The organism is Longitalea luteola (assembly GCF_017356035.1).
Classification (GTDB): Bacteria; Bacteroidota; Bacteroidia; order Chitinophagales; family Chitinophagaceae; genus Niastella; species Niastella luteola.
On the sequence record NZ_JAFIQX010000010.1, the window covers coordinates 16870 to 41466 of the forward strand.

Annotated in this window: 19 protein-coding genes; 10 read left to right on the forward strand and 9 right to left on the reverse strand. The window is 46.3% G+C overall.

Translation table 11 applies throughout. The features are described 5' to 3' along the window. The first annotated feature begins 350 nt into the window (after nt 1–350). Nucleotides 351–3419, forward strand: a complete 3069-nt coding sequence (locus tag JUB15_RS21150) for a glycosyltransferase family 117 protein (protein WP_207514651.1) — start codon at nt 351–353, stop codon at nt 3417–3419. A 125-nt stretch (nt 3420–3544) separates the two neighbouring features. On the opposite strand, the gene JUB15_RS21155 is transcribed toward JUB15_RS21150, so the two are convergent. Beyond that, nucleotides 3545–3997 carry a hypothetical protein gene (locus JUB15_RS21155; RefSeq protein ID WP_207514652.1) on the reverse strand — a complete coding sequence of 151 codons (453 nt, stop codon included), beginning with the start codon at nt 3995–3997 and terminating at the stop codon, nt 3545–3547. 220 nt (nt 3998–4217) lie between these two features. On the opposite strand from JUB15_RS21155, the gene JUB15_RS21160 reads away from it, so the two are divergent. From JUB15_RS21160 to JUB15_RS21170, 3 genes are all read left to right on the forward strand, one after another. Next, nucleotides 4218–4805 (forward strand): peptidylprolyl isomerase, encoded by a 588-nt coding sequence (locus JUB15_RS21160; protein WP_207514653.1) that lies wholly within the window; start codon nt 4218–4220, stop codon nt 4803–4805. 196 nt (nt 4806–5001) lie between these two features. Continuing rightward, nucleotides 5002–5478 carry a (2Fe-2S)-binding protein gene (locus tag JUB15_RS21165; protein WP_207514654.1) on the forward strand — a complete coding sequence of 159 codons (477 nt, stop codon included), beginning with the start codon at nt 5002–5004 and terminating at the stop codon, nt 5476–5478. A gap of 62 nt (nt 5479–5540) precedes the next feature. Further along, nucleotides 5541–7712 carry a xanthine dehydrogenase family protein molybdopterin-binding subunit gene (locus JUB15_RS21170; protein ID WP_207514655.1) on the forward strand — a complete coding sequence of 724 codons (2172 nt, stop codon included), beginning with the start codon at nt 5541–5543 and terminating at the stop codon, nt 7710–7712. A 47-nt stretch (nt 7713–7759) separates the two neighbouring features. Here JUB15_RS21170 and JUB15_RS21175 read toward each other — a convergent pair whose 3' ends face one another. From JUB15_RS21175 to JUB15_RS21195, 5 genes are all read right to left on the reverse strand, one after another. Beyond that, entirely contained in the window at nt 7760–8422 is a 663-nt protein-coding gene (locus tag JUB15_RS21175; RefSeq protein ID WP_207514656.1) for an NAD-dependent epimerase/dehydratase family protein, read from the reverse strand. Nucleotides 8423–8635: 213 nt separating this feature from the next. Continuing rightward, the gene (locus JUB15_RS21180; RefSeq protein WP_207514657.1) at nt 8636–9655 is read right to left on the reverse strand and encodes an LLM class flavin-dependent oxidoreductase; all 1020 of its coding nucleotides are present in this window, start codon (nt 9653–9655) and stop codon (nt 8636–8638) included. Between the two features lie 227 nt (nt 9656–9882). Further along, nucleotides 9883–11358, reverse strand: coding sequence for a nicotinate phosphoribosyltransferase (locus JUB15_RS21185; protein ID WP_207514658.1), 1476 nt, complete (start codon nt 11356–11358; stop codon nt 9883–9885). A gap of 48 nt (nt 11359–11406) precedes the next feature. Next, entirely contained in the window at nt 11407–12303 is an 897-nt protein-coding gene (locus JUB15_RS21190) for an NUDIX domain-containing protein (RefSeq protein WP_207514659.1), read from the reverse strand. A 508-nt stretch (nt 12304–12811) separates the two neighbouring features. Further along, complete coding sequence (locus tag JUB15_RS21195; protein ID WP_207514660.1) at nt 12812–13195, reverse strand: LytR/AlgR family response regulator transcription factor; 384 nt, start codon at nt 13193–13195, stop codon at nt 12812–12814. A gap of 739 nt (nt 13196–13934) precedes the next feature. On the opposite strand from JUB15_RS21195, the gene JUB15_RS21200 reads away from it, so the two are divergent. The 3 genes from JUB15_RS21200 to JUB15_RS21210 all read left to right on the forward strand — a co-directional run bounded on the left by JUB15_RS21200 (nt 13935) and on the right by JUB15_RS21210 (nt 15384). After that, nucleotides 13935–14546 carry a fibronectin type III domain-containing protein gene (locus JUB15_RS21200; RefSeq protein ID WP_207514661.1) on the forward strand — a complete coding sequence of 204 codons (612 nt, stop codon included), beginning with the start codon at nt 13935–13937 and terminating at the stop codon, nt 14544–14546. Nucleotides 14547–14810: 264 nt separating this feature from the next. Beyond that, on the forward strand, nt 14811–15044 hold the full coding sequence (locus JUB15_RS21205; RefSeq protein WP_207514662.1) for a DUF433 domain-containing protein: 234 nt from the start codon (nt 14811–14813) through the stop codon (nt 15042–15044). Beyond that, nucleotides 15034–15384: a DUF5615 family PIN-like protein gene (locus tag JUB15_RS21210; RefSeq protein WP_207514663.1), complete on the forward strand. Its 351-nt coding sequence runs from the start codon at nt 15034–15036 to the stop codon at nt 15382–15384. Before JUB15_RS21205 ends, JUB15_RS21210 begins: the two co-directional genes overlap by 11 nt. Nucleotides 15385–15438: 54 nt before the next feature. Here JUB15_RS21210 and JUB15_RS21215 read toward each other — a convergent pair whose 3' ends face one another. Further along, on the reverse strand, nt 15439–16131 hold the full coding sequence (locus tag JUB15_RS21215) for an NUDIX hydrolase (RefSeq protein WP_207514664.1): 693 nt from the start codon (nt 16129–16131) through the stop codon (nt 15439–15441). A gap of 127 nt (nt 16132–16258) precedes the next feature. Here JUB15_RS21215 and JUB15_RS21220 point away from each other — a divergent pair, with 127 nt between their 5' ends. The 3 genes from JUB15_RS21220 to JUB15_RS21230 are packed head-to-tail and all read left to right on the forward strand — an operon-like array spanning nt 16259 to nt 21121. Beyond that, nucleotides 16259–17851, forward strand: coding sequence for a class I SAM-dependent methyltransferase (locus tag JUB15_RS21220; RefSeq protein ID WP_207514665.1), 1593 nt, complete (start codon nt 16259–16261; stop codon nt 17849–17851). Nucleotides 17852–17895: 44 nt separating this feature from the next. Next, on the forward strand, nt 17896–18906 hold the full coding sequence (locus tag JUB15_RS21225; RefSeq protein WP_207514666.1) for a hypothetical protein: 1011 nt from the start codon (nt 17896–17898) through the stop codon (nt 18904–18906). Then, nucleotides 18863–21121, forward strand: a complete 2259-nt coding sequence (locus tag JUB15_RS21230) for a hypothetical protein (protein WP_207514667.1) — start codon at nt 18863–18865, stop codon at nt 21119–21121. Before JUB15_RS21225 ends, JUB15_RS21230 begins: the two co-directional genes overlap by 44 nt. 15 nt (nt 21122–21136) lie before the next feature. On the opposite strand, the gene JUB15_RS21235 is transcribed toward JUB15_RS21230, so the two are convergent. Both JUB15_RS21235 and JUB15_RS21240 read right to left on the reverse strand, forming a co-directional pair. Then, nucleotides 21137–22279 carry a vWA domain-containing protein gene (locus tag JUB15_RS21235; RefSeq protein ID WP_207514668.1) on the reverse strand — a complete coding sequence of 381 codons (1143 nt, stop codon included), beginning with the start codon at nt 22277–22279 and terminating at the stop codon, nt 21137–21139. Then, nucleotides 22266–24539, reverse strand: coding sequence for a DUF5682 family protein (locus JUB15_RS21240; RefSeq protein WP_207514669.1), 2274 nt, complete (start codon nt 24537–24539; stop codon nt 22266–22268). Before JUB15_RS21240 ends, JUB15_RS21235 begins: the two co-directional genes overlap by 14 nt. Nucleotides 24540–24597: the final 58 nt, after the last annotated feature.

Sequence of the window (24597 nt, forward strand, 5' to 3'; positions counted from 1 at the left end):
TGGCAGGTTATTGATGTAACAGAAAAGAAAAATTTATGCCATTATACCAGGCGGTATAGCTGTTAATTCACATATATCACGCTGGTTACCGCTTACGCTGTATGGAGATCCAATTATTAACGTTTCTATAGGATATTGATCAAAAACTGACAAAGGAATTGGCAAAATATATTCGAAATTTAAGAATCTGTTAGAATAGAAATATCTGCCGAAGTTTAACGTATCAGGAAAGGCATTTTGTAATTACCAGAAGCAGTGTAGGGATTAATGTATTCCGCCCGTGAAAACAGGTGGGCCGGATATGTATTGCATAAACCTATATAGGAACACTCAATTTTAAATCCAACAAAATGAACTTCAACAAAGTGAACAACCTGGCAGGGTGGGCGGTATGCGCTGTCGCCTGCACCGTTTACCTGCTCACCATGGAACCAACAGTAAGCTTATGGGATTGCGGGGAATTTATTTCAACAGCTTATACCCTCGGCATTCCGCACCCGCCCGGCGCACCGCTGTTTCTTTTGATCGCCCGCTTCTTCATCATCCTGTTTGGGGATAACCCACATAACGCCGCTATTGCAGTAAACAGCATGAGCGCCATAGTGAGCGGACTAACCATCTTGTTCCTCTTCTGGACCATCACTCATTTTGCCCGTAAGCTCATCCAAAAAGATGACGGGCCGCTTGGCCGCCAGGCTGTATTCACTATCATCAGTACCGGCACCATAGGTGCGCTTGCCTATACGTTCTCCGATTCGTTCTGGTTCAGCGCCGTTGAAGGAGAAGTGTACGCGCTTTCTTCTTTCTTCACCGCCCTGGTGTTCTGGGCGATATTGAAATGGGAGCAACAGGCCGGTAAACCCGGCGCCGATAAATGGCTGATCTTTATTTTCTATATGATGGGCCTTTCCATAGGCGTTCATTTGCTCAACCTGCTCACTATACCGGCGATCATCATGGTATATTATTTCAAACGATTCAAAGTTACCCGGCGAAATACCATCCTTGCCTTTCTCATTGGTTGCATCATCACCGGCTTTATCATGAAGTTCATTATTGTATATACGGTAAAAGGCGCCGGCGCACTGGATATTTATTTTGTAAATGAACTGGGCGCGCCCTTCTTTATGGGCTTTGCTTTCTTCTTCCTGTTACTAGCAGCCGGTATTGCCTGGGGCATCCGCGTTGCCAATAAAAGAAAGCTGCACTATCTGAAGCTTGGTTTGTGGAGTACAGCTTTCATGCTCTTAGGGTATTCAACCTACCTTACCACCATGATACGATCAAATGCCAACCCCGGCGTTGATATGTACAACATTGACAATCCTATTAACCTCGAAGGATACCTGAGCCGCGAAAAATATGGCGACTGGCCTATTTTATACGGTCCCGATTTTACTGACAAAGCGCCTTTCGTTAAAACAGGCGAACAATATGTGCGAGGAAAGGAAAAGTATGAAGCAACAGGTTCCCGCTACAAACAGGATTGGGGCAATACCCCTTCCTCCCATTTCTTTCCACGGATGTTCGATGACAGCAATGAACGCGGACAGATCGATTGCTACCGGCAGTTTGCCGGACTTGGTCCAGATGAAACACCAACCATGGGCGACAATATAGAATACTTCATGCGTTACCAGGCCGGCTGGATGTATATGCGTTATTTCATGTGGAATTTCGCCGGCCGGCAAAACGACCTGCAGGGTTTTGGTAATCCGCGGGACAGTAACTTCATCAGTGGGATCTCTTTAATCGACAATGCCATGTATGGCAATCAGCAGAAAATGCCCGAAAGCACCCGCGTCGCCAATAAAGCCCATAACAAGTTGTACATGTTGCCGCTGTTACTAGGTGTTGCGGGAATATGCTTCCAGTTCAAACGCAATCGCCGTGATCTGCTGGTGAACGGCCTGCTGTTCCTCATCACAGGGCTGGGTATTGTAGTTTTCCTGAACCAGGCAGGCTACCAGCCCCGGGAACGCGATTATGCATTCGTAGGTTCCTTCTATGCCTTTTCCATCTGGATTGGACTGGGCGTATTGTGGGTAAAGCAGGTACTGGAAAAAATAGTGAAAGCGCCGATAGCTGCTTACCTGGCAGCCGGCCTGTGTTTCGTGGCGGTTCCGGCGCTTATGGCGCAGCAGGAATGGGACGACCACGACCGCAGTAAAAAAACCCTGGCCCTCGATCTGGCTAAAAACTATCTGGAAAGTTGTCCGCCCAACGCCATTTTATTTACCGCGGAAGACAACGACTCTTATGCCTTGTGGTATGCACAGGAAGTGGAAGGCATAAGAAAAGATGTACGGGTAGTGGTTACTACGCTCATTGGTACCGACTGGGGCATTGACCAGCTGCGATACAAGGTAAATAACAGCGCACCGTTCAATGTGGTGTTCACACCCGGGCAGGTTGCAGGTGATAAGCTGAATGTAGTATACTATCAACAAATGCCGGGTTATGAAAAAGACAAATATTACGACCTGTATGATCTACTCAAAAATGTGATTGGCAGCGATGATCCGAAATACACCACTGTGTCAGAAGACGGCGATGTGTATCATTTATATCCTGCCCAAAAATTCAGCGTGCCGGTTGATGTAAAAACGGTAACTGCCAACGGCACGGTAAATGCCGGTGATAAAGTAGTTGACGCATTACAAATTGACCTGAGTCAAAAGAATTTTCTCTTCAAGAACGACCTGGCGATCCTCGCCGTCATAGCCGGCAACCAATGGAAGCGGCCCATTTGCTTTACAAACAATGGCACCGCACAGGACCTGGGCCTGGAAAAATATACCCGTCTGAATGGACTTACCTATCAGCTGGTGCCGGTGGAGAACACGAATACCAGTGGCGTTAATACGGATGTGGCCTATAACAACATCATGCAGAAATTCGGGTATGGCCATGCGAAACTGAAAGGCGTTTATTTTGACGAAGAGAACCGTCGCCGCATGAACACCATCAAGCTGGCACATGCCCAGGTAGCCCGCAGTCTGGCTATGGCCGGCAGGAAAGAAGAAGCGCGCCGGGTTTTACATCGCTTCGATGACAACGTTGATCAAAGCAATATTCCATATGGCTTTACATCGAACCGGGGCAACATGCACAATGTATTCTCACTTCAGTTCCTCGAGGCCTGTTACCTCTCGGGCGATCACCAACTCGCGGCTAAAGTAGCAGCATCCATGAAAAAAGACCTGCAGCAGCAAATGCAGTACTATCATTACCTGGGCGGCGACAATTACAACCAGGATCAAATGGTAAACAATGCCTGGCTGCTGTTGCAGGGAAAGGGCGGCGAACTCACGTACCGGCAGTCGGCATTTGCCCAGGATATATTATCAAGTTATCAGCTGTTACAACAGATAGCGGAATGGGAGCAGGCGTTTCAGGCTAAGAAAACAGTCATGTAAGCTGCAGGACTAACAGATCAGGTGTGGCACACCTTTGATCATATAAAAAAGAACCAGCCATCCACTAGCTAGCGGATGGCTGGTCTCATTTATAACCTTTCAATAAAGTACGAATTCAAGCCTGATTAATATCTGCTGAACCGGTAACGGCCTATATAATTGTTAGCATAATTGGTAGCCACGAATGTGTTGCCATAGATCTTCACATTATCGAAGTACATATTGATGGTATCATCGCCATAGTAATCCGATACCTGAATCGACAGGTCCTGGTGGGAATTGGTAAAGTAAACACCAAATTCGTCGTAGTAACCGTCTGTTATGGTACGAATGGTCCAGGTACCTTCAAGTGTAACCCCATGCTCGGTATAGCGAGCCCGGCCATTATTATAAAAATGGAAAACACCATTTTCAACACCGGTATTAACATTGTACCATCCGTAGGCATCCTTGTGAGCAGCATCGGTAAGTACCCATGAACCGGTGATAGCAGGTTGTACATCTACCACAACTTTTGTACAGGCAGAAAAAGAAGCTATTGCAATAAACAAAAAGGTTAAGCGTAAAATAGGTTTCATGACCAGGTGTTTTAAAAGTGAATAAAGAGTGGTCATATCTAAGAATAGTTATTGTTCTCCCGGTTTATTTCTGGTTTGAACTTAGCGGTCATTTGTGAGATCGTTAACAGCCGGTTGGTAATTCTTTAACAATTGGAAGAGCAGAGCAATCCGCAGTTTACCTGCTATTGCTTGCAGGAAGGTGAAAAAACCATTTAATTTGCACTGTTAAAACTGATGCATGCGCAATCGACACCTCCTTATTTTGACCATCGCCTTATTGATGGCTGCCTGTGGAACAAAGTACAAGAATCCGCATATTGAAATACAAACCAAACTGGGCGATATAGAAGTGGAATTATATCCCGATCAGGCGCCGACGACGGTAGCCGCCTTTCTGTCTTATGTGAAGGCCGGTTATTATAAGAACAGTTCGTTTTACCGTGTTTTGAACAGCGACAACCAGCCATCCAATGCAGAAAAAGCAGAATTGATCCAGGGTGGCTTGTACAGATCGAATCCAAAAGTGCACGATACACTCACGGGTATTCCGCATGAGACCACCCGGCAAACAGGTATACAACATAAGAACGGCGTTATTTCATTAGCCCGGCTTGCGCCTGGAACTGCTACCAGTGAATTCTTTATCTGCCTGGGCGACCAACCAGGCTTTGATTATGGCGGCGAGAATAATGCCGATAAACAAGGTTATGCCGCTTTTGGCAAAGTGGTAAAAGGTATGGACGTAGTGAATAAGATCTACAACCAGCCGGAAGACAACCAATCCTTCGACCCGCCGGTGCCTATCTTTGATATTATTCAATTGTAACATTGAATGATTGCAGGGCAACTGTTTAATAACTATAATGGGACATTAAAATTTCCGGCGTGCATTTTAATGCCATCCCTGTAATAATCCATTCATCGTGCCGACTCACCTGCTTTCGGCATAATTTCCTAACTTATGGACATAATTGCTATTGGCAGGCAGCGTAAAATGCTGCCTGCAAAAAATGCTTATCATTATGAACACCACCATCCAATTGCAGGTAAACGGTAAAAAACATACCGTTGAAGCTGACCCGGCGACTCCCCTGTTATATGTTTTACGAAATCAACTGGCGCTGAACGGTCCCAAATATGGCTGTGGATTGCAGCAGTGCGGCGCCTGTATGGTATTGCTTAACGGCAAAGCCGAACCGAGCTGCATGTTACCGGTAGCCGCCGTAAAAGACAAGGATATCATAACCCTGGAAGGATTGGTGAAACCGGATAACACCTTGCATCCCGTACAGCAAGCTTTTGTGGAAGAACAGGCGGCCCAATGCGGCTACTGCATGAACGGCATGGTCATATCGGCCGTTGCCCTGCTTAATGAAAAATCGCAACCCAACGATGCTGAGATCCGGGCAGGCTTACAACGCGCTTTATGTCGCTGTGGCACCCATAGCCGCATTATCAAAGCCGTTAAAAGCGCCGCAGCCAAACAACAGGGCAAATAGTCTGTGTTTGCCTTTGGTGCAACCAATAACTTATACAAAAAGGAATTTTCACCTTTCCAGTTATGAACAGAAGAAATTTTTTAAAGAATACCGGATGCCTCGCCATCGGCTTTAGCTTAAACGGGTCGTTTATCGATGCGCCGGCGCCCCTGTTCCAGGAATTACCACAAAGTATAAAAAGACATCCGAATATCAATGCCTGGCTCGAGGTGCTGGCCAATGGCCAGATCCGTATTTTCACCGGCAAGCTGGAATTAGGGCAGGGCATCGGTACCGCCATTGCGCAGGTAGCTGCGGAAGAACTTGACTTCCCCATAAAAAGCGTTGAAGTGGTGCTGGCCGATACGGCCCGCACGCCAGATGAAGGATATACAGTAGGCAGTGGTTCTATAGAACAAAGCGCCATGGCGGTTCGCTATGCCGCTGCAGCTGCCCGCCAAAAATTATTGGAGCTCGCCTCGCACCAGCTCAGCATTCCCATTGATCAATTAACGATCACTGACGGCAAGATCTGTACGCTCTCCGGCGATCGCGCTGTTACGTTCTATCAATTATTGAACGGTAAACAAATTACTGACAAAGTACAGTCGCCGGTAATTTTAAAACCAAAAGACAAATACAAACTGGTTGGCAAAGCCATTCCCCGTAATGAACTCTATCGAATGGTACGGGGTGACGAGTATTATGTGCAGGACCTGCGTTTTCCCGGCATGGTATACGCAAGCATCGTGCGGCCACCAGCCTATGAAGCAAAGCTGCTGCAGTTGGATGAAAAAGCATTACTGAAAAGCAATCCGGGCGTATTGAAAACAGTGGTCAACGGAAATTTCGTTGGCATCATTGCCCGTGAAGAATACCAGGCCATTAAAGCACAACGATGGCTGCAACAGAACAGCAAATGGTCGGCCGGCACCAGACTACCCGCCGGAACTGATCTTATCGCTTATTTAAAATCCTTACCCGAACAGCCAGATGAGCCAGGCATAAAAGGAACTATGCCGGGGGATGATGCCAACTGGATCAAAGCGCAGTATTTTAAACCATATCACATGCATGCTTCCATTGGGCCCTCCTGCGCCCTTGCCATTTACGATAACGGACAACTGCATGTATGGTCACATTCGCAAGGCATCTATCCATTGCGCAACTCATTATCGAAACTATTGCAATTACCAACGGAAAAGATCCACATTACCGGTGTGCCCGGTTCCGGCTGTTATGGTCATAACGGCGCAGATGACGTGGCAGCAGATGTGGCCTTGCTGGCCATGGCATACCCCGGCAAACACATTAAACTGCAATGGACGCGGGCCGATGAGCATGCGTGGGAACCTTATGGCAGCGCCATGATCATGGAAGCAGCGGCCGTGCTGGACAGTTCAGGGAAGATAAGCAGCTGGAAATACGACCTGTGGTCAGATACACATAGCATCAGACCGGGTGGAGAAGCCAACAATTTGATCTCGGCACAAAGCCTGGCAACACCTTTCAAAGCAAAGCAGGGGCATGGCGGTGGCGCGGCGCGTAATTCAGAACCGTATTATACGATTCCCAATCAGCTGATAAAAGCACACATATTCCAGGGTCCCTTGCGGGCATCTGCCCTGCGCAGTTTAGGCGCCTATGCCAATGTATTTGCTATTGAATCGTTCATGGATGAACTGGCGGAAAAGGCGGGAAAAGACCCTTTTACCTTTCGGCTTGCACATCTGTCGGATGACCGCGCCAAAGCGGTGATCCGTAAAGTGCAGGAGATAACAGCGAACGTTACGCTGCCGGCTAATACCGGATTGGGAATAGCTTTTTCGCGATATAAGAATTCAGCCTCCTATTGCGCGGTGGCAGCGCAGGTATTTGTACAGCCGGAAAAAGGAACTATCCAGGTGCAAAAAATGTGGGCGGCGATTGATTCGGGTGAAGTGATCAATACCGATGGCGTGATCAATCAAACAGAAGGGGGGATGATACAATCAGCCAGCTGGACGCTCATGGAACAGGTTAAGTATGATGCGCAGCATATCACCAGCCGCGACTGGGCATCTTATCCCATCATGCGTTTTGATCAGGTTCCCGAAGTGGAAGTAGTAGTAATAGCGCAGCCCAATGAAAAGGCCATGGGGGCGGGAGAAGCAGCCCAGGGACCAGCTGCCGCCGCTATTGCCAATGCAGTATATAAGGCCTGCGGCAAGCGAATAAGGCATTTACCTATATTGGATCATCTGATGAAAAGCTGAGCCATCGCCGCAGCCTTTCACGTATACAGCCGGTCGCGGGGGAATTTTTATAACTGCGCCAGCCTGACAATATCTTTTACTTCCAGCACCTGCTTTTCGTATCCTTTAGTGGCCGCGTGGATCATGGCCAGTCCCAGCTCACGTAACGTGGATACATAACTGGGGAACAAGGGTCTTACTATTGGATATAACCAGCTGACAAATTTGTATCCTTTTAATGTATTCTTCAATCCTTTCGTAGGCTTCATAAAACCGGGCCTGAACATATAAGCCGCTTTGAAGGGCAGCCGCAGCAGGTCATTTTCCGTTTGTCCTTTTACCCGGGCCCACATCATTTTACCATGCTCCGTGCTGTCGGTACCAGCACCGGAAACATAACAAAAGGTCATGTCGGGATTGTGATCGGCCAGGATGGTGGCCATATACATGGTAAGGTCATATGTAAGACGATGATATTCTTTTTCTTTCATACCAACAGAGGATACCCCTAAACAAAAGAAGCAGGCATTATACCCCTTTAGTTGATCTTGAACAGGCGAGAGATCAAAGAAATCATGGTGCAGTACCTCTTTCAGTTTCGGATGACTTACACCGGCTGTTCTTCTGCCCACCACCAGCACTTCTGTGACATCAGGATGTTGCAGGCATTCATGCAAAACCCCTTCCCCTACCATACCGGAAGCACCCGTTATAATAGCTTTAATTTTCATATATCTCTTAATAAAACAGTTTATGATCCTACTTGTTTACTGCGCTCTACTGGTTGGTTTCGATTTGAGGGTAATAAGGTAATACGACGTCATTTATTGTAGCATCAGGCGATCTGCCAATTATTTCGCAAGGAAATAAAATTTACCAGTAAAAAGAAGAGGCTGTCATAAATGACAGCCTGAATTCATTACAATGCAGATCAGGTAAGCCTATTATTTTTCCACATCAACCGTTAGACTAAACAGTTCCGCTAACAACTCATAGCTGCGTAAGCGGTCTTCTTTGGTTTCTGCAAAAGTAGCCACCATCACTTCCGGCACATCCAGCTCTGCCGCCAACGCTGTTATTTTCTCTTTAACTACAGGCGGCGTTCCCACAATGGTGCGTTGCCTGTTAAACAGTACGCGTTGCCATTCGTTATCGGTGTATTTATATTGACTCGCCGCCTCGTAAGTAGGTATTTCATCATAGCGGCCTTTTTCGAAACTCAACAAGCGGTAATCCATGACGGCCTGCACCTGTTCCGCCTTGTGTGCATCTTCTGAACAGAAGGCAAAAACACCTACACTTGCTTTAGGCGTTGATAATTGATCTGAAGGTTTGAAACGTTGCCTGTAGATGGCAATAGCGTCTTTTCCGCCAACCGGGTTTATGAACTGGGCATAACTTAAGGCCATACCGCTATGGGCAGCCAGGTAAGCGCTTTCGCCGCTGCTGGTCAGCATCCACATTTCAGGCACGGTATCAATTTGCGGAATGGCCCGTACTTTACCCTGGATGTTATTATAACTTGGCTTGTCGGTTAAAAAGTCCTGCAGATCGCTGATCTGTTGAATATATTCCTGCGGATCAAATGTATTGGAAGGATTCAATAACTGGGCTGTTATGCGGTCGCCACCCGGTGCACGGCCCACGCCCAGATCGATCCGTTGCGGATACAATGCTTCCAGCAATTTAAAGTTCTCTGCCACTTTCAGGCTGCTGTGATTGGGTAGCATAATGCCACCCGAGCCCAGGCGGATGCGACTGCTTTCAGCGGCCAGGCGGGCAATCAGTATTTCAGGTGCGGCGCCTGCCAACGTTATCGTATTATGGTGTTCACTCAGCCAGTAGCGGGTATATCCCAGCTTATCAGCCAGGCGTACCAATTCAATCGATTCCTGTAAAGCTTCAGATGCATTGCTGCCCCGCCGAATGGGGGTTTGATCAAGGATACTTAATTGTAGCGGCATGCATATAGTAACAGGGGAGCTGTAAAAAGGTTTAATGGCGTCATGCCGGGGTAAATAATTTCTTACCCGGTGAACCGGATAAATGCAGGCGGCACATGATCAGCCAGCCATACGCCGTTGGCCGACAAATAAAATTTATATCCCTGCTTATGCATGACGCATTAATCCTCAAACCAAACCGGTTGCTTTCGACAGCCGGTCGCACAGGTCTTTTATATCATTACTTCTTATAATTTCATTCCGCCATTCTCCGTACATGCCCATTTTTCATCGATATTGTAAGGTGCAACCACCGCCCGTTCCCTGATCTCTTCAAAGCTAATTGTATTGATGATCGCACCATTCTCAAATACGGTGATCATCTGATCTTCATAGCCGGGTGATGTTTCCTTTCTTACTGTCTGGTAACCGGCATCGGTGCGGATCAATTTTAACTGTCCGGCCTTTGATGTCTTGAACGATTGTACCAGTTTACCATGTGAATCCACCTCAACCGGGTGCTTCTGCACATCCACCGGTTTACCATTCACTTCGGCATACGAACATTTAAATGCAAACTTTTGCGTATCCCTGTCTACTTTCTGCAATAAAGCACCGCCCATACCTAACAACAGGTTCTCTGCACTGATGCCATTTACTTTCAATGCGCCATAGATGCTACGAATGGCCTGTACATTAACACCATCACCCTGTAACACCCGTACCTGTGGCGGCAATACCTTATAGCCTTTTTCATTGATGGTATAACCGAATTTGTTCAGTAAAATATCAAACACCCTCAACAGCGTAAATACGGGATCACCACTGTCAGGACGGATCACCAGCACCCCATCCCTGCTCAACACGATATCTTTTAATTCAGTTCCCCAGTAGTCACTGCATGCCCGGAAGATGTCGAACGAGTCAGATACACAGGCTACGATACCGGTGGGAAAGGTTTTCAATATATGTTTGAATATCTCTCTTTCCCCTTCTTCGCCTAACAGGGTGCAAACCGAGTGCTCGGTAGCCGGCACTGACAAACCATACACTTTCTGTGCATCATAATAGCGCTGTGCTACTACACTACCCATGAGCGTGTCGCTGCCCATAAAATTGATCAGGTGAGCCGCACCGCCCAACCCGGCGCTTTCTACGGAACTGGCGCCGCGGAAACCGAAATCATTCAAGACAAAATCGATAGCGGCTTTAGAAGCTTCTGAAGCGGTTTCTTCAAAATACTCCTCCACGATCTTTCTCACTTCACGGGAAACAGTAGCTACTGTACAGGGATACCAAACCTGCATCAACAGCGTTTCCAGGAAATTTGATAACCAGAAACATTCAGGGTCTGTATTTTCAATGGTCATCAGCACATTATTCACGGGCACTACCGTTCCTTCAGGCACCGCTTTAATGCGAACAGGCAATCGGCCATTGTATTTTTCCAGAATATAGTCAAACTTGCTCCGGTCAAATACATCTGTTCTGCCAAATACCTGCTTTAAGAACTCTTCAGCAGCATCGATCTTTTCTTTGGTGATCACCTTGCCTTCGAGATAGTATTTCAGAAAATATTGCAGTCCGAAGAAAATGGTCTCATTGAATTGTCCACCCCGGCTTTCGAGATAAGAATAGATCTTTGTTGTTCCGGGATAGTATAATTTATGGTGAGAATATTTATAAGCATCGGCTAATAATACAAAGTTCTCCTGCGTTTTCATATGATGTAAGTTTAAATTGTTAATTAAGGGTCTTAAGGTCTTATGAAATTATATGTTCATGTTCTTCAATAACAGGTTTACAAGTACGTGGTGCTCTTTGGCAATTGCTCCCTGTTGCATCATTGATTGCAGTTCCTTAACAGGGAACCAGCTCAGTTCTTTCAGATCGTCATTGGCCTGGGCCTGTCCAAACAGCCATTGGGTCTTAAAAAACAACGTAACGATCTTATCTTCTTCGGAGCGGTAACGCCAGTCATCTATTTTGGCCGAACCCACATATTGCATGGCGCTTACTTCCATATCTCCACATTCTTCCTGCAATTCGCGGCGGGCGGCCGCTTCATAATTCTCATCCGCGGGATCGGCAAAACCGCCGGGGAAACGCCATTGGTGGGCATTGTGCTTTTTACCTAACAAAACCTGCGTATCATTCTCTTTCAATACCGCGATATCGACCGTAGGATATACTTTTGAATAGGTATTCTGATAAGCATAATTAACACCCATCCGGAAATCCGTTGTATCCAGCACTTTGTCGCTATTTTCGTTCCGAATGGCCGTAGCGGAATGTTCGCCTAACTCAGGCAAAGCCACTACCTGTAAATGGCCGCTGTAATAAGGAATAAAACAATCGCGGCTGCCGTATAATATAAACGATTCCTGCGGAAAGGTATTTTGTAAGAGGGCATCTAACTGTTTGCTCCAGGTCTCATCTGAAGGATGATCGCTCAATGGCAATACCATCAGCTCGGGTGCATATTGTTTCAATAATCGCTCCCGGGTGTAAAAATCGAAGGGGTTGCGCCGGCTGCCTTTTACCGGCGATACACCCAGCACCACCACTACTTTATTGTGTTTGGAACGGATTTCATCCAATAAATACTTATGTCCGTCGTGCAGGTACGGGGTTTGAAATCTTGCTATAATAACACCAGTTGCTTTCATTTTGCGTTATTTATACGCAAATTTATAACGCGACGTTGGAATATCCAAATTTTGCGTAAAACAAACGCAAAATAAATTTATGGCTGTTCCTTAATTGGTTGGTCCTAAGGAAAGCAGGAAGCGAAAGCTATAAGGCAGGAAATGCCGGCGACACCATTGACACAGTCTATTGAATAGACCCTCTAAAAATTGTAAACGCACCATTAATAGTTATAAACAATACGGTAACAATTATTAACGACCCATTTTCGGCTGTAAACCATACGTCACAAACTGTTACAGTTCCTTTGCCTGCTATAAACCATATGCTACAAACTCCTGGAACGCCATTTATAGCTATAAACCATACGCTACCAAGTTTGGGGCACCATTTGTAGCTATGAACGATGCGCTAAAAACTATTACGACCCGTTTCTGGCTACAAATAATACGTTCCAAACTCTTACAAAAACCACTGATTTGAGAAAGGTATTTCTAAGCAGATCAAAGCCAGGCAACAAGGCCAATCCTAGGCTTTTTTTCTGCGACCTTTACTCAATTTGGTTCCTATTGCATCAATAGCTGCCGAGTCAAGGATAATGATCTGCTTTGTGAGGGCAACATAATACATTCTTGAAACAGGGACTTCTACTCGCAAATTGGTAAATCTAACAGAATCCCTTGCTACCACATCTATATGTTCAGCCGCCACTGCGAATGACCGGTGCACACGCAAAAATTTATTCTCTGGTAGCAGTTTCATCGCTGCGTCAAGTGATACCCGGGCCATGTACATGTTATTGAAGGTGTATAATCTGGTATAATTTTTTGCGGCCTCCAGGTAAATGATCTCATCAAGATCCAGTTTTTTCAAAAGACCATCCTGTCTGAAAAAAAAAGTTTTTTTGTCCATAATACACAGTTAAGGATTACATGGTTACTCAGTAATTGATTAACGAATATACTATTTTGGGCAGGTGATCTATGGCTTTAGATCATGACAGTATACCACATGGCCATAGCGCTACTGTTTCATACATGATTGAACTATGGTTAGCGAATTATCATACATTCTTACGACATAAACAAGTCATTCGTCCCGGCTTTTGTTATGGTTCGTCCCCGCTTTAACTGGTGCCCGTCCCTGATACTGAGTTGTTCCCCAATAGCGAATGCTATTCGTCCCGGGTTTTTCCGAAGCCCGTCCCAACTTTAGGTAAAGCCCTTCCCTTTTTTCAGGAGACAGCCGGTATTACATCTAGTTTTGAGTCGTTAATCGTTGCTGATGAAGCATTCGCTTAATGCCAAACGAGAGAAGCGACTTGAATGGCATTCTTCAATCAGCGATCATTGACACTGTTTTTTTTCAAAAGGAATTCCACAGTAAAAGCGGCTTACAAACAGGAAATTTTAATCAGTTGTTTGGTGCCGATCAATTTCATCCCGTCCGGCCTTACATTCACCATACTCATTGACTCAGTGTCACCTGGCTTACGCTTATGCGAAGCTTTATTAAAGGAGCACGGTGCCGGAAGGCCATCGGGATTGGGCGAAGCTTTGATAGTAGCGTTATCTGCCTTGTTTTGCCTTAAAAAAAACGCATCGCAGGCAGGCTGGACAAACCGATTTATTCACCACAAAAACTCAACGACATGAAGACGATAAGGGCAAAGTTCCCAAGACGCGAAAGCGAATTCACAACAATAAGCGAACGCATCGAGGAAAAAATGGATAACAACCCTGGTTTCCCCGATCCACCGCCAGCATTGGCAGAGCTAAAAAAGACACGGCCTGCATTTCAGACCGCACGTAAAGAAGCCAAGAGCGGTGACAGGGAAAAGGTGGCTATTAAAAACAAGTTGAAGGCTATTATGCTGAACTCGCTGATCGAACTGGCCGATTATGTAACAGTAACCAGCAAGGGCGACAGAACGCTGATCCTTAGCAGCGGTTTTGATGCTACCAGCGAGAGCAGCAATGGTTACGACCTGCCACCATCTATTGAAATACTCGATGTTGTATTGGGCGGACCAGGAACGGCTACCACACGTATTAAAAATGTAACCGGCGCGAAAGGCTACATACATCAATACACGAAAGAGCCGCCTGGTATAAACACCGAATGGATAGGAATGGGCAGTTCCGAGGGCATTTATACTTTCGAGGGACTGTCCTCCGAAAAGCGATACTGGTTTCGTGTTGTAGCCATCGGCTATAACAGGCAAACCGGGTTCTCGCCGGTTGTTTCCGTAGTGATTCAATAGAACATATCAAATTGTCCTTACACAGGATTACAACGGGGCTGCGCAGGCGGCCCCGTTTTGGTGTGCAGCTATGAGATCGGGAAACAAAAATTCATTTTTTTTATTCTAGAAGGATGGGAAAAAATACTTTCAGATTCAATTCGCTTCATTATAATTTGATATTCATTTTGTTATAGTGTTTCTTACATTTGTATCAAGTTAAGAGGCAATTTCTCTGGATACTGCTATAAAAAGATTTTGAGTAACTTGTAACAAAGAAAAACCATGGATAGGTCATTACTTGATAGAATTACGATACAGCCTGGACTAATGGGCGGCAAACCTACCATTCGCGGAATGCGTTTTCCGGTAAGCGATATACTCGAGTTATTGTCAAGCGGTCTTTCTGAAGCCGACATAATTGAAGAACATCCTGTTCTTGAAAAGGCAGATATTGCAGCAGCTCTCCTATATGCTTCGATGAAAATTAAAAATACAGTAGTTATTCATGCAGCCTGATTGGGAAATTTGGATAGATACAAATCTATCGCCAATCATAGCCAAATGGATGGCTGAAGCGACTGGTTTGGTCGTTAAGTCTTCTTACAGCCTTTCATTTCATTTTTTGACCGATAAAGAAATTTACGAAAAGGCAAAAAATCGCGGACGGGTAATCTTAGTATCAAAAGATGCCGATTTCCCGGAACTAATTAATCGATTAGGAGCTCCTCCTAAATTGATCAATATTAGAATTGGTAATATGGGAAGCAGACAGCTTTGGGAGCGAATTCAAGCTGGGATAACCGAGGCAGTAAAAATTCTAATGACTTCTGATGTAGCCATCGTTGAAATTGACTGATACTTCCAATGTTCTCATCGAAGGCCGGGTGTTCAAATTTGTATTCCGCGCTCCCTAAATCTCGAAATTGATCCCTTCCTTCACCAATTCCTGGTAGCGCTTTTTATTGAACTGGTACATTTTACCGGGGCGGCCCTTGCCTTCGCTTTTTGCCAGTTCATCCGTTTCGTCAAGAATACCCAGGGCCATTACCTTTTTATAGAAATTACGGCGGTCTATCTCCCGGTCAAGCAGCGTAACATAGAGTTTTTCCAGGTCGGCAAATGGAAACTTACGATCGAGCAATTCAAAGCCGATCGGTTGATACCGGATCTTGGTGCGCACCCTTTCAATAGCCAGGGTCAGGATCTTCTTATGATCAAACGCCAGCGGTGGCAGGGATTTGATATTGAACCATTGTGCATTTTCGGCATCTGTACTGGCCTTTAATTGTTGGAACTGGCTGCTTTTTACTAATGCAAAATAGGCAATGGAAATTACCCGCTTGCGGGGATCGCGATCCGGATCGCCAAATGTATACAACTGTTCGAGATAATTTACTTCGATCCCGGTTTCTTCCCGTAACTCGCGGCGAACCGCTTCTTCCAGCGATTCTTCGGGCAGCACAAAACCACCGGGTATCGCCCATGCATTTTTAAAGGGCGGATACTTACGCTGAATAAGCAAAATAGATACGCCTTCGTTCTTGGAATATCCAAATACAATGGCATCTACTGCAACTTTGATGTCTGAACCAGCTACTGACATGGGATGCAATATAAAACATTCAGTTGTAGTACCAACCTGTGCATAATTTGATAATTTGCTAATGTGATAATGTGATAATTGAAATACAACAGCATATTAACCCGTATCTTTAACGCAAATCTGATCCATGTATCTGTTGATTCCCGGCCGTCATCAATTGCTCACACAGTTTCAGTTTCGCTATATTCAACGGCTTATACAAAATGGTTTGAACCAGGAGAAAGACGTATTTGGTAACTCCATTGGCATTACGCAACCGATTAAAGCCGTACTATTTGCCGTTACTTCGGCCAACCACTCGAATACACGCCGCAATCCATTACCCTTCTACCTGCGGGCAATAGCCATTGAAGATTTTGGCAATACACTCGGCGTTCCCACTTATATCTATGGCATTGACGATGTAGGTCAGGTTCCCAATTTTGCGGGGTATACACTTAAACGCATTCAGCATGACAGCGAAGGCCTGTTCCATTGTACCCCGGCCAATACAGTTGTCATTTGTTCTACACCGGTATTGAACATGTACCACCAGCTTGGTTTCACTATTCTGCCCGCCGAGCTGCAGGATCTCACTACCTGGCAGCACCATACTCCCATGCCATGGGATCTTGTTGAGCACATAGCCAAAAGCACCGAATGGGAAAACGATCCGTTTGTGCAGACACATATGCATACATCGGCGTATAACGTATGGCGCAAATACCGGCGGGGAGAAAAAGTGCAAATGCTTTTCAGAGATGTGATGATCAGCAGTGACGGCGATCTTACGGAAACGCGCGACTACAATGTATATGTTCGCCAGATGGATGACATTGCTGAAATGAAATACCATGATACGGCCAGCTTTATCCAGCCCGGCCGCATCGGCGATATCGGTTGTGCCGTAGGGTCGTGGATCAAACTGGCCTGCAAAGATGAACGCCTGCGCGAATCAGACTTTTATGGTATCGAAGTTTCCCGTTATTTATATGTACTGTGCCAGCAACGGAAAGAAAACGGTGAGTTCATTAACCCGTTCGTTTTCTTCTCCCAGAAAAATGCAGTGACCGGACTGGTATTTGAACCAAACTCCATGAATACGATCCATACTTCTTCACTTACCCATGAAATTGAGTCGTATGGAAGCCGCAATGATCTGCTGCAATTCATTCAAAACCGGTATGAGGAACTGGCGCCCGGTGGCGTTTGGATCAACCGCGATGTGGTTGGTCCCGAAAACAAAGACCAGATCATTCACCTCTGGCTCAATGATGCTGATGGCAGCAATGAAGACCCTTTTGCAACCTGTACCGACAAACAGGCATTTTCTCAATACCTTTCCGGTTTATCAACCCATGCCCGGTTCCTTCGTTTTGCCCGTGATTTCAGGCAGAAAGAAGGTTATGTATTGAAGTATTCAACTACTACAATCCACAATAAGAAATACATTATAACCAGTTTGCGGGATGCCATGGAGTTCCTTAGCCGGAAAGATTATACCGACAACTGGCAAAGTGAAATGCATGAAACGTTTTGTTTCTGGGATCTTTCAGAATGGAAGATCAATCTGCAAAAAGCAGGCTTTACCATCCACACCGACTCAAAGGCATTTACCAATGAATGGATCGTGGCGAATCGCTGGAAAGGAAAATGCGAATTGTTTACCCTCAATAACGGGCAATTGGAACCATTGAATTACCCAGTTACCACTATGTTTTTGATTGGAGTGAAAGCATAACACCTGTAACTTGCACATGCATTGGCTTAACCCCTGTCTGCATAATGAAAAAACATTGGTGTTCATTTCTTCTAATACTTGTATTGACTGGCGGCTGCCGGCATCAAACCAAACCGCTTTCATTCTATTACTGGAAAACGCAGTTCGCACTGAACAATTACGAAAAAAGCGTATTACAGGAACATGCCGTTAAATCGCTGTATGTACGGTATTTCGATGTGGATCATAAAGAGGGCGACGCGCAGCCGGCACCGGTTTCGCCGGTACAACTGGATTCAACTGTACGGTCATACAGGATCATTCCGGTAATTTTTATCAGGAACAGAACTTTTGAACAACTGCCCTCGTCGGCTATTACAACACTTGCCCGCAATGTGTTCGGCCTGGTGACCCAAATCAATCAATCGCAACAATTAATTACCCGCGAAATACAATTCGATTGCGACTGGACAGAACGCACGCGGGACAGGTTCTTCGAATTCATCAGGCAATACAGGGCCATTGCCCAGCAAACGGTCTCTGCCACCATCCGGCTGCACCAGGTAAAATACAAGGAAAGAACGGGCATTCCGCCAGTTGACTATGGGGTACTGATGTATTACAATATGGGCGCTATTACCGGCGATAACAATAATTCCATTTACGAAAAAGCGGTGGCCAACCGGTACAACAGTTACATCAGATCGTATCCTTTGCCAATGGATATTGCCCTTCCTGTATTCTCCTGGGCGCTTAAAGTTCGTGACGGAAAAGTGGTGGAGCTGCTGAATAAAATCAATATCAGCCAGTTTGAAAATGATTCTAATTTTACAAACGTAAACACCAACTGGTATAAGGCAAAACACGGCTGTTTTAAGGCAGGTTACTACTTCAAGGAAAATGATGTCATTAAACCTGAACATGTACCGGCCGAAGACCTGCTCGATATAACAACACAGGTCAACCAGCATACGAACCATCGTATAGGCAAGTTGATCTTTTATGATCTGGATAGCACTAACCTCGTTCAATATGAAAAAGATATTCTCAAAAAAGTACTTCGTAACACTGACTAGTTCGTTCGCCGTTGGAACCGGTATTATACTGGCCTGCGCAGGCGACTGGGGACCTGAATACGGTGATTCCAGCTTTACACCGGAAGCGTTCGTAAACGATGCCTACCAGCCCTTCTTCTATTCAGATATGTTTTACTATGGCATTGGTCACGACAGGCAACACAACACCCGCTTCAATGAATCGAATATAAAGGACTGGGCAAACTACCTGGGCAACGGTACATCCAGGACCGAACTCGAATTTCTGCTCGTGAATGCCCCTGCAGAAACCATCGACAGCCTGGCCGCTTACCAGGCAGGCAGGTTAAAAACCTTGCCATTATCTGTTAGATCATTCTCTTTGTTCCGGAAAAACGATAAAAAGACGGCTGACTTTTTAAGGTACCTGGCACTGGCGAAAAAAAGCGAGGCTTTTGCCGTTAACAACCTGGAATATTCATGGGATTACGAATCGAAGAAAAAGCCCGTAAATATTAACACCGCACAGTTGAATAAAGAATTACTGCAGGAATTTACGCAAACGAAAGACGCTTTCCTAAAACAACGGTACTGGTTCCAGCTGGAACGTTCTTATTTCTTCAACGGTCCGGCACAAAGCGCATTGGATCTGTTTGAGAAAAATGAAGCCTCCTTCGAAAAGAATGAAATGTATTATCGAACCATGGCCTATGCAGCCGGCGCGTGTTATAAATTAAAGAACTTTCCTAAAGGATCCTACTATTACAGCAAGGTATACGACGGTTGCGATGCGCTGAAAACAGTGGCTCACTGGAGCTTTGGCCCCAAAGAAGAAAATGAATGGAAAGCTACCCTGGCGCTATGCGCCAATAACGACGAGAAGGCAACGCTGTGGCAAATGCTTGGCACCTTCTATACCGATGAAAAACGGGCCATACAGGAGATCTACAACCTGAACCCGCACAGTGAAAAACTGAACCTGCTACTAACAAGGGCCGTAAATAAACAGGAACAAAAGTTCAGCACCTGGGATAAAGACTACACCAGTAAAAGTCTGCAATTCAAAAAAGACACCAGCACCAGCGAACTGTTAGCCCTGGTTACCCGCATTGCGCAAGCCGGTAATACGCACCAACCCTATATGTGGCATATAGCAGCCGGCTATTTAAACATGCTGAACGGTAATTTTCAACAGGCTGCTACCGCTTACACTGCAGCCGGGAAAAAATTGCCCAAAGAAGAACTGGTGCAATATCAATTAAGGTTACTGAAACTCGTGAATACCGTTGCAAGCACTCCCAAGGCAGACAGTAAACTGGAAAATAAAGTGCTGGCAGACCTGAACTGGTTGCAAAAACTAAAAACCCCGGATGGAACATTCCGGTATAACACCGCCTTTCAATGGATAAAAAGCACGCTGGCCGACCGGTACATTAAACAAAAAGAATTCCTAAAAGCCGTTTGCTTCAACAATTACCTGTCATTCTATACCAACGACGGCAACATAGAGGCCATGAAAAGCTTTTTGAACAAAGCGAATAAAACGCCTTATGAAACGCTCTGCGCCAGCTTTTACCCGCTTACAACCAACGACCTCAATGAATACCAGGCTATCCGGTTAACGTATGACGACCAACTGGATGAAGCGATCGCTAAAATGGAAACCGTACCTGCCAGCGCTCCATTACCCGGCAACCCCTTCAATGGACGCCTGCAGGACTGCCACGACTGCGACCATGAGGCGCCGCAAAAAATAAAATACACCAAGCTCGACCTGCTTAAAAAGATGAAAGAAATGGAAGAGAAGATCAAAACAAACAGCGAAGTGTATAGCAATGCCATGCTGGTTGCAAATGCGTTTTACAATCTCACGCATTATGGCAATGCCCGTGCCTTCTATGAAAACAATATAGTTGGTTCATCGCATTATTCCCCTTTTGCCATAGATTCTGTTTTCAGGGATTTCCTTATTGATATGAAACTGGCCACCAAATATTACACCCTGGCTTTGAATGCGGCCAAAACAGCCGAACAAAAAGCAAAATGTCATTACATGCTGGCCAAATGTGAACGCAATCAATGGTACAACCAGACGCTTTACAATAACCCCAAATACCAATACGGCGATCATGCCAGGCTTCCTGATTTCTTACCATGGAACGGCTTCAAAGCATTGAAACAGCAATACGCCAATACGCAATTTTATAAAGAAGCGATCAGAGAGTGTGGTTATTTAAGTACGTATGCGCAGCAATAGCGCATACGTACCTCATTATTTTTTCAACACCATATCTTCTTTTGCTGCCCACAGGCCAATGTCCTGTTTGCTTAGGGCGGCAGCCATCAGATCGGGAAATTTGTCAGGTGTACAGGCAAAGACCGGAATGCCCAGATTGGAAAAGAATTGGGCGTTGTTATGATCATAAAAAGGTGCGCCTTCGTCATTCAGGGCCAGTAATACTACTACCTGCACACCGGCCGCTACCAGCTCTACAGCCCGCTTACGCATTTTATCTTCATTGCCGCCTTCGTACAGGTCGGTGATCAATACCAATACGGTATCATTGGGTTTGGTAATGATCTGCTGGCAATAGGTGAGCGCCAGATTGATGTCGGTGCCGCCGCCTAATTGTACGCCAAACAATAATTCCACCGGGTCGGTCAATTCTTCTGTAAGATCCGTTACCGCCGTATCGAATACCACCATCTTGGTTTTAATTGCCGGCATAGAGGCCATCACCGAACCAAAGATGCCGGAGTATACAACGGATGTGCCCATCGACCCGCTCTGGTCGATGCAAAGCACTACGTCTTTTAAGGACGTGCGTTTTCTTCCATACCCGATCCTCGTTTCCGGAATGATCGTTTTATATTCGGGCTGGTAATGCTTCAGGTTCTTTTGAATGGTAGCATGCCAGTTGATCTCGTTATGCCGTGGCCGGCGGTTGCGCGCACTTCGGTTCAAACTACCCATGATAGCCTGCTGTGTTGGCTGCGACAGTTTTCGCAATAACTCATCTACCACTTTCCGAACGACCATTCGGGCGGTGTCTTTCGTTTTATCAGGAATTACTTTACTTAACGTCATTAAGGTGGCTACCAGGTGCACATCGGGTTCTACGTTCTGCAGCATTTCCTTTTCAAACAGCATCTGGGTAAGGTTCAACCGGTTCAATGCATCCTGCTGCATTACCTGTACAATGGAAGAAGGGAAAAAAGTGCGGATGTCGCCTAACCAGCGGGCAACATTTGGCGAAGAAGGACCCAACCCACCCTGCCGGTTGCTGTCATACAAAGCTTCCAGCGTTTTATCCATTTGCAGTTCCCGCTCATTCAATGATACACCGGTGCCATCGTTTTCCTGTCCACCCAGGATGAGCCGCCACTTGCGGATATGTTGTTCATTGTTGATCATTGCTTAAATTTTTTATGCCCAATAATTGCATGATAACCGGAATGCCCTGTTTGGCGCGCTCTTCGTCTACACCGGTTTCAGCCACCGCCCTGCTGGCAGTACCACTTCCACCGGCTTTTGCTTTTTCGCCCAGCTTTTTTCTTTCGGGGGAAGAAAAGCCGGAAAAAGTTCTGCGAAGCAAAGGCAATACCCGCGTAAAGGTTTCTTCATCCAATACATTCACCCAGTTATTAACGAGGTTCCACAGGTCGTTATCAATTAACAAAATGGTGCCGCTGCCTTTCAAAAATCCTTCCAGCCAGGCAGCTGCTTTATCTGGTGGCGTAGCGGCCGACATGGCATAATGAAACACCCGTACCAGCTCATCGCCTTCCAGTAATTTATAGTCGGCCAGCAGCCGGGTGGCATAACCGGCGATCATGGGAGAAGTATTGCCTGCTGCTGCTATGGCCTGCAGGGTTTGCTGCCATTGACCGGTAATATCGGCCTGCTGCAAAACGTTTACGGCATCGTTCAGTTTAAAGAACAGCTCCAACAGTTTTTGGGCGGCCTCATCTGTTACAGCCGTGCAGGCGGCAGGCAGGCTTACACAAATACGGGTGAGCATGCTGTTTACAATACCTGAGACGAGGTCGGCATCTGTCTTCCGTACATTGCCATAACGGGTTACCTGCACCAGTCCCGGCACCACTTCCATTAATTGTATTACATCACCACTGGCGGCTGCCAGGTTATTGATGCATCGGATGCACACTTCCACCGCCCGGTGTAATTCGGCAGGAATGGTATGCTCCAGCAAACCGGTAACCGAACTTAACGTATCGGCTTCAGTGGCTTTGGCGATCACAAATTGCTGTGCAGCTTCCTCCACGGTATTTCCCCAGTTGCCTTTTTCAATGATATTGATCGACAATTCCGGATTCCATTGTAACCGCCACAACTCCTTGAAGGTACCCTTTCCCGATACGTCATGCCGTTCGCCCCATTGTATATCGAGCAGTTGCAGGCGGTGCAGGAAGATGCTGCGCTCCAGGTCGTTCTCCTTACGCAGATCAAGCGTATAATCTTTAAAGTCGGCTGTTGCCGGCAACCGCAGCCGCTTCTGTAATTTTTCTATATCCAGCTGTAATGGCGGTTTGGGTATCTCCTGCGGCACTTCCCCGATCCGGTTGCTTACGATCAGTTCATCATTGATCAACTGCATTAGAATACTTTCGCCATTGCAAAGCACGGTCTGGGTTGCTTCGTTCAGCTCTTCCAGTCCGGCCTTGTATAAATTGCGCATGCTTGCCAGCGCTTCGGCGAGGCGCACCGCTTCTATAACATGCGCTACAGATGTGTCCATTTGTTTTGTGCGGAACAGTTGCGCCACTTTCGCCATCCAGCGGGTGCCGTCATCATTGGGGTGATGCCAGATATGGTCGTACCAGCCGGGCGATCCAATGCCGGCGCCATAACCGCTATAATAACTCAGGCGGCTATACGTCCAGGGTATCCAGGTGCATTCCACCTTCACTTTCGGCAAACCTTTCAGCAGGTCATTATCATCTTTTGGTTTGGGCATCGATACCAGCGCCGGGGCATGCCAGGCGCCACAGATCACGGCTATGTTCCGGAACATTTCTTTTTCTGCCTGCCGGATGGTCTTACGCATCCAGGCTTCACGCAACTGTTCAATACGGTCTTCTTTTTGAGGGAAGGTTTCGCGCAAGGCCTGCATGGCCTCGGTTACGGCATCAAATACCTGTTCGTTATTACGCCGGTGTTCGAACATGTGCTCCCACCATTTCTCTCCATCGTGGTAACCGGCTGCTTCTGCGAGAAAAGAGATCGGGTCTTTCCGGATCGCTGCTGCTTCTGCTACTTCATTGCTGCGTAATGCATAATTATTGATCGAAGGTTCGATAGAACCCGGGCGTTCAGCAACCTGCCTGCTTTCATTTTCCAAAGCAATACTATGGCCCATGGGCAGGTCCATGAACCGCACATGAATATTGTTGCGGCGGGCATATGCGATCGCCTGCCATTCGGGTGAGAATTCAGCAAACGGGTAAAAGGATGAACGTTGCGGATCATCCGGCTGATACACCAGGATAGCTACCGGCGGTTTTAATCCAGCGTGGTTTACCCATTGTAATAAAGGATCTGCCTCCGGCGGCCCTTCAACCAGTACAATGTCCGGCTTTAAGGCTTCCAGGAAATCCTTTACATTTTTTGCTGAACCGGGACCATGGTGGCGTATGCCTAATATATGGATCATGGTGAATGGTCAATGGTGAATGGTGAATGGTCAATGGTCAATGGGGCCTGACTAAACT